The organism is Kitasatospora sp. NPDC091207 (assembly GCF_044768625.1).
In the GTDB taxonomy this organism is placed as follows: domain Bacteria; phylum Actinomycetota; class Actinomycetes; order Streptomycetales; family Streptomycetaceae; genus Kitasatospora.
The window spans coordinates 1-12,223 of the sequence record NZ_JBIVVS010000058.1 but is presented as its reverse complement, the minus strand read 5'-3'; the positions used below and the strand labels follow the sequence as shown (position 1 = coordinate 12,223).

The window sequence follows — 12,223 nt, the reverse complement described above, 5'->3', positions numbered from 1 at the left end:
AACAGGAACCCCACACCCGAGCGCACCGCACCCGGCACGGCCACCACAGCCGGCCCCGAACCCAACAACACCGCCCGGTGCTCGAACACCGCCCGGGACGACACCAACGACCACCCGACATCCACCGGATCGACGCCACTGCCGTCACCGCCACCGGCCGCCAGCTCCGCCACCCGCGCCACCTGCGCGTCCAGCGCCTCCACCGACCGCGCCGACACCACCCACGGCACCACCGGCATCCCCACACGATCACCGGCAACGACCTCCGCCGGATCCCCCTCCTCCACGATCACATGCGCGTTCGTGCCACTGATCCCGAACGACGACACCCCCGCCCGACGCGGCCGCTCACCCGGCGGCCACTCCCGCGCCTCGCCCAGCAACTCCACCGCACCCGCCGACCAGTCGATGAACGGCGACGGGTCTTCCGCGTACAGGCTCCGGGGCAGCTCACCGTGCTGCATCGCCAGCACCATCTTGATCACGCCGGCCATCCCCGCCGCGTGCTGGGTGTGTCCGATGTTCGACTTCACCGACCCGAGGTGCAGCGGCCGCCCGGCCGCCCGTTCCTGGCCGTAGGTCGCCAGCAGGGCCTGGGCCTCGATCGGGTCACCCAGCCGGGTCCCCGTCCCGTGCGCCTCCACCGCGTCCACATCCGCCGCCGACAGGCCCGCACTCGCCAGGGCCTGCCGGATCACCCGCTCCTGCGACGGACCGTTCGGCGCCGTCAACCCGTTCGACGCGCCGTCCTGGTTGACCGCACTGCCACGCACCACCGCCAACACCCGGTGCCCCAGCCGCCGCGCGTCCGACAGCCGCTCCAGGAGCAGCACGCCCGCGCCCTCGGACCAGCCCGCGCCGTCGGCGGCCGCCGAGAAGGACTTGCACCGGCCGTCCGGCGCCCCGACCCGCTGCCGCGAGAACTCCACGAACGTCCGGGGGGTCGACATGATCGTGACCCCGGCGGCCACGGCCAGCGGGCACTCCTCGTTGCGCAGGGCCTGCGCCGCCAGGTGGATCGCCACCAGCGAGGAGGAGCAGGCGGTGTCGACGGTCAGCGTCGGACCGGTGAAGCCGAAGGTGTAGGCGACCCGGCCGGACATGATGCTGGGGGCGCTGCCGGTGAGGACGAGACCCTCCACCTCGGCCGGGGTCTCGTCGACACCGGGGCCGTACTCGTGGCCGCTGGCGCCGACGAACACGCCGGTGCGGCTGCCGTGCAGCGCCACCGGGTCGATGCCGCCGTGCTCGAACGCCTCCCACGCCGTCTCCAGCAGCAGCCGCTGCTGCGGGTCCATCGCCAGTGCCTCGCGCGGCGAGATCCCGAAGAAGCCCGCGTCGAAGTCGGCGGCGCCGTAGAGGAATCCGCCGTCCCGGGCGTAGCTGCGGCCGGCTGCCTCCGGGTCGGGGTCGTAGAGCCGGTCGAGCTCCCAGCCGCGATCGGTCGGCAGCCCCCCGACGGCGTCGACGCCGTCGGCGACCAGCTGCCACAGGTCCTCCGGCGAACCGACCCCGCCGGGGAACCGGCAGGCCATCCCGACCACGGCGATGGGCTCGTTCGCCTTGTCCTGGACCTCTTCGAGCTGCCTCCGCACGTCACGCGCGTCGGCGATCGAACGCTTGAGGTATTCGCGGAGCTTGGATTCGTCGGACACGCGAGGTCACTCCCTGGTCGGGTCACATACGGCAGGGCGGTGGAACGTCGGGCAAGGGCACAGCAGGCACTGGATCAGCGGGGCGGTGGATCAGCGGGGCGGTGGATCAACGGGGCGGTGGATCAACGGGGCAGTGGAGCAGCGGGGCAGTGGAGCAGCGGCAGGGAACGGGCGGACTACGGCCGGTCCTGGTCGACCAGTGCGAACAGTTCGTCGTCGGTCGCCGCGTCGAGGTCGTCCAGGTCCTCGGGGTCGTCGCCGTCCGCGACCGGGTCCGGGACCGCGCAGACGTCGAGCAGTTCCCGCAGGCGGGCGGTGACGCGTCGGCGGGCGTCGTCGTCGGTGAGGACCCCCGACAGGGAGTCGCCGACCGCCCGGAGGCCGGCCATCACCGGGTCCTCGTCGTCCTCGGGGAGGGCGAGCCTGCCGAGGATGTGGTCGGTGACCCGGGCCGGGCTGGGGTGGTCGAACACGAGGGTCACGGGGATCCGCAACCCGCTCAGGGCGGCCAGCCGGTTGCGCAGTTCGACCCCGGTGAGCGAGTCCACGCCGAGTTCCTTGAAGGCGCGGGCGTTCCGCACCTGGGCCGGGTCGGAGTGGCCGAGCACGGCGGCGACCTGGGCGGTGACCAGGTCGAGCAGCGTGTCGCGCCGGTCCTGGGCGGAGAGCGGGGCCAGCCGGTCGGCGAGGGACTGCGCCCCGTCGCCGCCGAGCGCCGCGGTGCGCCGGACCACGGCGGTGCGCACCAGGTCCCGCAGCGGCGCGGGCACCCCGGCGGGCTCGGCCCGCAGGGCGCGGGTGTCGAGCCGGGCCGGGACGACGACGGGTTCGCCGGCGGCGAGCGCCGCGTCGAACAGGGCGAGTCCCTGCGCGGCGGTCATCGGCACCAGCCCGCCGCGGGCCATCCGGGCGCGGTCGGCCTCGGCGAGGTGTCCGGTCATCCCGCTGGCGTCCTCCCAGAGGCCCCAGGCGAGCGAGAGCCCGGCCCGGCCGCTCGCCGCGCGGTGCCCGGCGAGGGCGTCGAGGAAGGTGTTGGCGGCGGCGTAGTTGGCCTGGCCGGCGGCGCCGTTGACGCCGGCGATGGAGGAGTAGAGGACGAAGGCGGCCAGGTCGAGGTCGCGGGTGAGGTCGTGCAGGTGCCAGGCGGCGTCGATCTTCGGCCGCAGGACGCGGTCGACCTGGCCGGCGTCGAGCGAGGTGAGCACGCCGTCGTCGAGGACGCCGGCCGCGTGGACGACGCCGGTCAGCGGGTGCTTCTCCGGGATGCCGGCCAGCAGGTCGGCCAGTGCGGCGCGGTCGGCGATGTCGCAGGCGGCGAGGGTCACTCGGGCGCCGGCCGCGCCGAGTTCGGCGGCCAGTCGGCCGGCGCCGTCGGCGGCCGCGCCGCTGCGGCTGGCCAGCACCAGGTGCCGGACGCCGTGCGCGTGCACGAGGTGGCGGGCGATCATTCCGCCGAGCACGCCGGTGGCTCCGGTGACCAGGACGGTGCCGTCGGGGTCGAGCGCGGGCGCCACGGTCAGGACGTTCTTGCCCACGTGCCGGGCTTCGCGCAGGTGCCGGAAGGCGTCCTTGGCCCTGCGCACGTCCCAGGCCCGGACCGGGGAGAGGGTCAGCACACCGGCCCGGAAGAGGTCCAGGATCTCGCGCAGCATCTGCCCGATCCGCTCCGGTCCGGCGTCGACCAGGTCGTAGGCGCGGTAGGCGACGCCGTCGTGGTCACGCGCGACGTCGGCCGCGGCCCGGATGTCGGTCTTGCCCATCTCGACGAACCGGCCGCCCGGCACCGTGAGCCGCAGCGAGGCGTCGACGTACTCGCGGGCCAGCGAGTTGAGGACGACGTCGACCCCGCGGCCGCCGGTGGCGGCGCGGACGCGGTCCTCGAAGTCGAGCGACCGCGAGGAGGCGCGGTGCGCCTCGTCGACGCCGAGGTCACGCAGGACCGTCTGCTTGGCGGGGCTGGTGGTGCCGTAGACCTCCGCCCCGAGGTGGCGCGCCAGTTGGACGGCCGCCATGCCGACGCCGCCGGTGGCCGCGTGGATCAGCACCCGCTCCCCGGCGCGCAGCCCGGCGAGGTCGACCAGCCCGTAGTAGGCGGTCAGATGGACGACCGGCACCGACGCGGCCTGCGCGAACGACCAGCCGGCGGGCATCGGGGCGATCATGCGCCGGTCGGCGACCGCGACCGGGCCGAAGGCGTGGAAGAACATCCCCACCACCCGGTCCCCGGGCGCGAACCCGGTGACGTCCGGGGCCACTTCGGTGACGATCCCGGCCCCTTCGCTGCCGAGGACGATCTCGCCCGGGTACATCCCGAGCGCCATCAGGACATCGCGGAAGTTCAGCCCGGCCGCCCGGACGGCGACCCGGACCTGGCCCGGCTCCAGCGGCCGGTCGGCGGTGTCGGCGGGCACCAGCGCCAGGCTGTCCAGCGTGCCGGCCTCCGGGATCTCCAGCCGCCAGGCGGCGGTGTCCGGCACCGGGAGGGCCGGCCTGCTCGCGGCCGGCACCAGCCGGGGCACGAAGGACTCGGCGCCGCGCAGCACCAGCTGCGGCTCGTCGGTGGCCAGTGCGGCGGGCAGGGACCGGGCGGCGGCCTCGCCGTCGAGGTCGACCAGCCGGAACCGGCCGGGGTTCTCGGTCTGGGCGGTGGCCAGCAGGCCCCGGACGCCGGCCTGGACCGGGTCGGCGGCGAGGGCGTCGACCGTCACCACGACGAGTTCCGTGCCGTCCAGCCGGTCGTCCGCGAGCCAGGACCGGACCAGGTCGAGCGCCCGGTGGACGGCCCGGCGGGCGCCGCCCGCGACGTCCGCCCCCGGGTCCGCCGGGGTCAGCAAGGTCGCCGGGTCCGCCGGCAGGTCCATCGGGGCCAGTACGACGGTCGGCCGGGGCCCGGGGGCCTGCGCCAGCGCCGCCGGGTCGGGGAACGGGACGGGGGTGCCCAGGTCGGCGGGCCACCAGGCGGGCAGCGCCCCGAGCACGGCCCAGCCGGTGGTGTCGGTGTCCGCCGGCGCGGGCCGCAGCGGGACGAGGTCGACCAGGTGCAGGGCGTCGGCCGTCCCCGCGGCGGCGGCGAGCGCCTCCCGGGCCGCCGGCCGCAGCACCAGCGAGTCGACGGTCAGCACCGGCGCGCCGGTGCCGTCGGCGAGTGCCACCGACACCGCGTCGGCGCCGGCCGGACTGATCCGGGCCCGGACCCGGGTGGCACCGGAGGCGTGCACGCGCACGCCCCGCCAGGCGAACGGCAGCCCGCCCTCCCGGTCGTCGGCGAACAGCAGGGGGTGCAGCGCGCTGTCGAACAGGCCCGGGTGCACGAGGTGCCCGTCGGGCTGTTCGCCGTCCAGCACGGCTTCGGCGTAGAGGTCCGCGCCCAGCCGCCAGAGCCGGCGCAACCCCCGGAAGCTCGGCCCGTACCGGTAGCCGTCGGCGGCGAGCCGCTCGTACACCCCGTCGAGGTCCACCTCGGTGGCGCCGGCCGGGGGCCAGGAGCGCAGCTCGACCGGGAGGCCGCCGGTCGAGCCGAGCACCGCCTCGACGTGGTCGGTCCACGGCGGCGCGGTGTCGTCCGTCCCGGCGCGGGAGTGGACGGTCACCCGGCGGCGGCCCTCCTCGTCGGCCGGCGCGACCACGGCCCGGACCAGGACGGCGCCGTGCTCCGGCACGATCAGCGGGGCGGTGATGGTCACCTCCTCCAGGCAGGGCGCGCCGACCCGGTCGCCGATCGCGGTCAGCAGGTCGGCGAAGGCCGTCCCGGGCACCAGGACACGGTCGAACACGGTGTGGTCGGCCAGCCACGGCCGGGTGTCCAGGGCGAGCCGGCCGGTCAGGACCAGACCGCCGTCCGGGAGGTCGACGGCGGCCCCGATCAGCGGGTGGCCGGTGCCGGCCAGCCCGGCGGCGGTGACATCGGTGTCGGCGGCGACCGGGCCGAGCCAGAACCGCTCCCGTTGGAAGGGGTAGGTGGGCAGGTCGACCGGCGGGCCGGCGACGGGGCCGACGACGCCGGTCCAGTCCACCGGGACCCCGCGCACGTACAGTTCGGCCGCGCTGCCCAGGAACTGGTCGAGGCCGCCCCGGTCGCGCCGCAGCGATCCGGTGGCCGCGACGCCGGCCCGGTCACCGCTCTCGGCCCGGTCACGGATCCCGACGGTGAGCACCGGGTGCGGGCTGCACTCCACGAACACGCCGTGCCCGGTGGCCAGCAGCTCGCCGACCACCTCGTCGAGCCGGACGGTGCGGCGGAGGTTCTCGTACCAGTAGCCGGCGTCCAGCTCCGCCGTGTCGACCGGCCCGCCGGTGACGGTGGACCACATCGGCACGGTGCCGGAGACCGGGGCGACCGACCCGAGTTCGGCGAGCAGCCGCTCCCGGAGCGGCTCGACCTGGACGGAGTGCGACCCGTAGTCGACCGGGATCCGGCGCGCCTGGACCCCTGCCGCGAGCAGCTCCGCCTCGAAGGCGTCCAGCGCGTCGACCCAGCCGGACACCACCGTCGCGCGCGGCCCGTTCACCGCGGCCACCGAGAGCCGGCCGTCCCGCCCGGCCAGGGCTGCCGTCACCTCGGCCGCGGGCAGCGGGACGGACAGCATGCCGCCCGAGCCGGCGAGTTCGGTCAGGGCCCGGCTGCGCAGCACCACGATCCGGGCGGCGTCCGCGAGCGAGAGGCCGCCCGCCACGTGGGCGGCCGCGATCTCGCCCTGCGAGTGCCCGACGACGGCGGCGGGGTGCACCCCCAGGGACCGCCAGAGCGCCGCCAGCGACACCATCACCGCGAACAGCGCGGGCTGCACCACGTCCACCCGGTCCAGCGGGGGCGCGCCCTCGGCGCCCGTCACGACGTCCAGCACCGACCAGCCGGTGAGGTCGCCGATCGCCCGGTCGCAGGCGGCCAGGGCCTGCTCGAACACCGGGGCGGTGGCCACCAGTTCGCGGGCCATCCCGATCCACTGGGAGCCCTGGCCGGGGAAGACGAAGACCACCTCACCGGGTTCCTCGGTCCGCTCGCCGAACACCGCCCGGGTGTGCGGCTCACCGGCGGCCAGCGCCCGCAGGGCCGCGTCCAGGTCCTCGGGGCCGGCACCGACCACGACGGCGCGGTGCTCGAACGCCGACCGGGTGGCGACCAGCGCGGCGGCGACCCGGGCCGGGTCGTCCGCCGGCCGCTCGGCGAGCCGGGCGGCCTGCGCCCGCAGGGCGGGCAGGCTCCGGGCGGAGAGCACCCACGGCACGACGCCGGAGGCCGGGGCGGTCGGAGCCGTCGGGGCGGCCAGGGCGGCCAGGGCGGCCGGGGCGGCCGGGGCCTGCTCGACGATCACATGGGCGTTGGTGCCGCTGATGCCGAACGAGGAGACCGCGCCGCGCCGGGGGGCGCCGTCGGCCGTCCAGGGCCGGCTGTCCGCGAGCAGTTCCACCCCGCCCGCCATCCAGTCCACGTGCGGTGACGGCTCCTCGGCGTACAGGCTCCGGGGCAGCACCTCGTGTCGCAGCGCCATGACCAGCTTGATGATGCCGGCCACCCCGGCGGCGGCCTGGGTGTGCCCGATGTTGGACTTCACCGACCCGAGGTACAGCGGCCGGTCCCCCTCCCGCTCGCGCCCGTAGGTGGCGAGCAGCGCCTGCGCCTCGATCGGGTCGCCGAGCTTCGTACCGGTGCCGTGCGCCTCGACCACGTCCACGTCGGCCGGGGTCAGCCCGGCGTTCGCCAGCGCCTGCCGGATCACCCGCTGCTGGGCCGGACCGTTCGGCGCCGTCAGACCGTTCGACGCGCCGTCCTGGTTCACCGCACTGCCGCGCACCACCGCCAGCACCGGGTGCCCGTTGCGCCGGGCGTCCGACAGCCGCTCCAGCACGAGTACGCCGACGCCCTCCGACCAGCCGACCCCGTCGGCAGCGGCCGAGAACGGCTTGGACCGCCCGTCGGGGGCCAGGCCGCGCTGCCGGGCGAACTCGACGAAGGTGCCGGGCGTCGACATCACCGTCACCCCGCCGGCCAGCGCCATCGTGCACTCCCCCGCCCGCAGCGCCTGCGCGGCGAGGTGCACCGCCACCAGGGACGAGGAGCAGGCGGTGTCCACCGTGATCGCCGGGCCGGTCAGCCCGAATACGTAGGAGAGCCGGCCGGACAGCACGCTGCCGGTGTTGCCGGTCAGCAGGATGCCTTCGAGGTCCTCGGGCATCCGGTCCACGCTGGGCGCGTAGTCGTGGTACATCTGCCCGGCGAACACGCCGGTCCGGCTGCCGCGCAGGGTGGCCGGGTCGATCCCGGCCCGCTCCAGCGACTCCCACGCCGTCTCCAGCAGCAGGCGCTGCTGCGGGTCCATGCCCAGCGCTTCCCGCGGCGAGATGTCGAAGAACGCGGCGTCGAAGAGCGCCGCCGAGTGCAGGAAGCCGCCGCCGGTGGCGTAGGTGTGGCCGGGGCGGTCCGGGTCCGGGTCGAACAGGTCCGCCGGCCAGCCCCGGTCGGTGGGGAAGCCGGACACCACGTCGCGTTCCTCGGCGACGACCCGCCACAGGGCCTCCGGGGAGTCCACCTCGCCCGGGTAGCGGCAGGCCATCGCGACGATGGCGATGGGCTCGTCGGCCCGGGCCGCCGGGCCCGGTGCGGTGACGGCCGCGGGCTCCCCGGTCAGCTCGGCCAGCAGATGGCCGATCACGGCCCGGGGGGTCGGGTAGTCGAAGACCAGCGTGGTCGGCACCCGTGACCCGAGCGCGGCGGCCAGCCCGTTGCGGAGCTCGACGGCGGTCAGCGAGTCCAGTCCGAGGCTCTGGAAGGTCCGGTCCAGGTCGAGGGCGTCGGGGTCGGCGTGGCCGAGCACGGCGGCCGTGGTGTCCCGCACCAGCGCGGCCACCGCGGCCGCCCGGTCGGCGACCGGCAGCGCCGCCGCCCCGGCGAGCGGCCCGGCTCCCGCGCTCCGCCGGACCGGGGTCCCGGGGCGGAGCAGGCCGCGCAGCAGCGGCGGCACCGCGGCACCCGGGACGGCGGCGGTGTCGAAGCGCATCGGCACGACGAGCGCGCGGTTCTGCCGGACCGCCAGGTCGAACAGCCGGACCCCGGTGTCGTGCGGCAGCGGCAGCACACCCGTCCGGGCCATCCGGGCCAGGTCGGTGTCCGTCAGGGTGTCGGCCATGCCGCCGGCCTGGGCCCACAGGCCCCACGCCAGGGAGCTGGCCGGCAGACCGGCCCGGACCCGGTGCTCGGCCAGCGCGTCGAGGAAGGCGTTGGCCGCCGCGTAGTTCGCCTGCCCGGCCGCGCCGATCTGGGCGGAGACCGAGGAGTAGAGCACGAAGGCGGTGAGGTCCAGCGCCCGGGTCGCCTCGTGCAGCGCCCAGGCGGCGTCGACCTTGGGCCGCAGGACGGCGTCGACCCGCTCCCCGGTCAGGGCGGTGACGATGCCGTCGTCCAGCACCCCGGCGGCGTGGACGACCGCCCGCACCGGGTGCGCGGCCGGGACGTCGCGCAGCACGGCGTCCAGTGCCGCCCGGTCGGCGGCGTCGCAGGCGACGACGGTCACCTCGGCCCCCAGCTCGGCGAGTTCGTCGCGCAGCCGGGCCGCCGAGGGAGCCGACGGACCGCTGCGGCTCAGCACCAGCAGCCGCCGGACCTCGTGCACGCGGACCAGGTGCCGGGCCAGCGAGGCGCCCAGCTCACCGGTGCCGCCGGTGAGCAGCAGCGTCGCGGCCGGGTCGAACCGGAGTTCCGGCGCGTCGGCCTCGGGCGCGAGCCGGGCCAGCCGGGGCGCCAGGACGACACCGTCGCGCAGCGCCAGCTCCGGTTCCGGCTCCGCGGACCCCGACGTCGGCAGCGGCACCGCCACCGGCAGGGCCGCCGGATCGGGCCGGCCGGTCACGGCGACGAGCCGGAAGCGGCCCGGGTGTTCGGTGCTCGCCGACCGGATCAGCCCACGCACCCCGGCGGAGGCCAGATCGCTCTCGTCGAGCACGAACACCAGGCAGGCGTCGGCGAACCGGTCCTGCGCCAGCCAGCCCTGGACCAGCCGCAGGGCCCCCCGGGTCAGCACGTGGGCCGACGCGACGACATCGGGCCCGCCGGCCGGTACCGACACCGTGACGAGCGCCGGCACCGGATCGGGCAGCTCGGCCGGATCGGCGTCCCAGGGCAGCTCGGCGCACTGCCCGGCGTCGGCCCAGCCGGCCCCGACCGGTGTCCAGTCCACCTGGAAGAGGTGCCGGGCCGAGGCGTCGGCGGCGCCGCGCGCCTCCCGCCAGGTCAGGGAGTCGACGGTGAGCACCGGCCGGCCGGCCGCGTCGGCGAGGTGCAGGGCCACCGCGTCGGGCCCCACCGGGGTGATCCGGACCCGCAGCCGGCCGGCCCCGGTCGCGTGGACCTCCACGCCCTGCCAGGCGAACGGCAGCAGGCGCGGCCCGTCGCCGGTGGCAGCGCCGGGCAGCCACGGGTGCAGGGCGGCGTCGAGCAGCGCGGGGTGGACGACGAAGGCGTCCGCGCCGGCTGGGGCGGCCGGCTCGATCTCGGCGCAGAGTCCCGCACCGGCCCGCCAGAGCCGCCGCAGGCCCTGGAAGGCCGGGCCGTAGGCGTAGCCGTGCTCGGCCAGCCGCCGGTAGACGTCCGTCGTGTCGACCTCGACGGCCTCCGGCGGCGGCCACGCACCGGCGGCGGACGGCCCGCCGGACGACGTGGCGTTCGCGCGGCCGAGCAGGCCGCTCGCGTTGCGCGTCCACTCCTCCTCGGCGTCGGTCCGCGAGTCGACGGTGAGGTCCCGGCGCCCGGCGGCGTCCGCGGCCGACACCGTCACCCGGATCAGCGCGACGCCGTGCTCGGCGAGCGTCAGCGGCGCGGTCACCGTCAGGTCCTCGATCCGGGGCGCGCCGACCCGGTCACCGGCGGCGACCGCCAGCTCCACGAAGGCCGCGCCGGGCAGCAGCAGGCCCCCGGGCACGACGTGGTCGGCCAGCCAGGGATGGGTGCCGAGGGAGATCCGGCCGGTCAGCACCGTTCCCCCGTCCGGGAGTTCGACCACGGCCGCGAGCAACGGGTGCGCCGCGTCGGTGAGCCCGGCCGAGGCCACATCACCCGCGACGGGCTCCAGCCAGTAGCGCTCGCGCTGGAAGGCGTACGTCGGCAGCTCGACCCGCCGCGCCTCCTGCCCCGCGAACAGCGCCGCCCAGTCGGCGTCGGCACCGTGCACGAAGGCGTGCGCGAGGGCCGTCACCGCCTGCCGGCACTCCGGACGGTCCGCACCCAGCATCGGCATGCCGTTGTCGACGAGAGTGGCGAGGACGGCATCGGGGCCCAGCTCGACCCAACTCTCCGTCTCGGCCGCGCTGATGGCGTCGGCGAAACGGACCGTACGGGCCACATGGTCGACCCAGTACCGCGGGTCGCACCACTCCTCGTCGACCGGACGTCCGGTGACCGTGGAGACCACCGGGAGGCGGGGCGGGTGGAAGGCCAGACCCGCCACCACCGTATGGAACTCCGCCAACATCGGCGCCATCAACGGGGAATGGAAGGCGTGACTCACCTCGAGCCGCTTCGTCCGACGACCGGGCAACGCCTCCACCACCGTACGGACCTCGTCCTCAGAGCCGGACACCACCAGCGAGGTCGGCGAGTTGACCGCCGCGATCCCCGTACCGCCCAGACCGGCGAGCAGCGGGACGACCTCGTGCTCCTCGGCCTCCAGGGCCACCATCACCCCACCCGCCGGCAACGCGTCCATCAACCGCGCCCGCGCCGACACCAACCGGCAGGCGTCCACCAGGTCGAGCACCCCGGCCACATGCGCGGCCGCGATCTCCCCCACCGAATGACCGACAAGGACCTTCGGCGTCACACCCCAGGAAGAGAGGAGGCGGAACAGCGCCACCTCCAACGCGAACAACGCCGGCTGCGCCAACCCCGTCCGGCCCAACCCCTCACCCGAGGCGATCACCTCCGCCACCGGAGCGTCCAGACCCGCGCACACCTCGTCGAACGCCTCCCTGAACACCGGGAAACCCTCGTACAACTCACGGCCCATGCCGACGCGTTGAGCACCCTGGCCCGCGAACAGGAACCCCACACCGGAGCGCACCGCGCCCGGCACGGCCATCACAGCCGGACCCGAACCCAGCAACACCGCCCGGTGCTCGAACACCGCCCGCGACGACACCAACGACCACCCGACATCCACCGGATCGACACCGCTGCCGTCACCATCCTCGGACGCCAGCTCCGCCACCCGCGCCACCTGCGCGTCCAGCGCCTCCACCGACCGCGCCGACACCACCCACGGCACCACCGGCATCCCCACACGATCACCGGCAACGGCCTCCGCCGGATCCCCCTCCTCCAGGATCACATGCGCGTTCGTGCCACTGATCCCGAACGACGACACCCCCGCCCGACGCGGCCGCTCACCCGGCAGCCACTCCCGGGCCTCGCCCAGCAACTCCACCGCACCCGTCGACCAGTCGACATACGGGCTCGGCTCGTCCAGGTGCAAGGTCCGGGGCAGGACACCACTGCGCAGCGCCATCACCATCTTGATCACACCCGCCACACCCGCGGCCGCCTGGGTATGCCCGATGTTGGACTTCACCGACCCCAGGAA

The 12,223-nt window shown here is 75.9% G+C and carries 1 protein-coding gene and 1 pseudogene; both read right to left on the bottom strand.

All coding sequences use genetic code 11. The features are described from left to right. Positions 1-1,655 (bottom strand): annotated as a pseudogene (locus tag ACIQTO_RS37975) (type I polyketide synthase); the annotation flags it as partial. 176 nt (positions 1,656-1,831) lie between these two features. Next, the gene (locus tag ACIQTO_RS37970) at positions 1,832-12,211 is read right to left on the bottom strand and encodes an SDR family NAD(P)-dependent oxidoreductase (protein WP_402398224.1); all 10,380 of its coding nucleotides are present in this window, start codon (positions 12,209-12,211) and stop codon (positions 1,832-1,834) included. Positions 12,212-12,223: the final 12 nt, after the last annotated feature.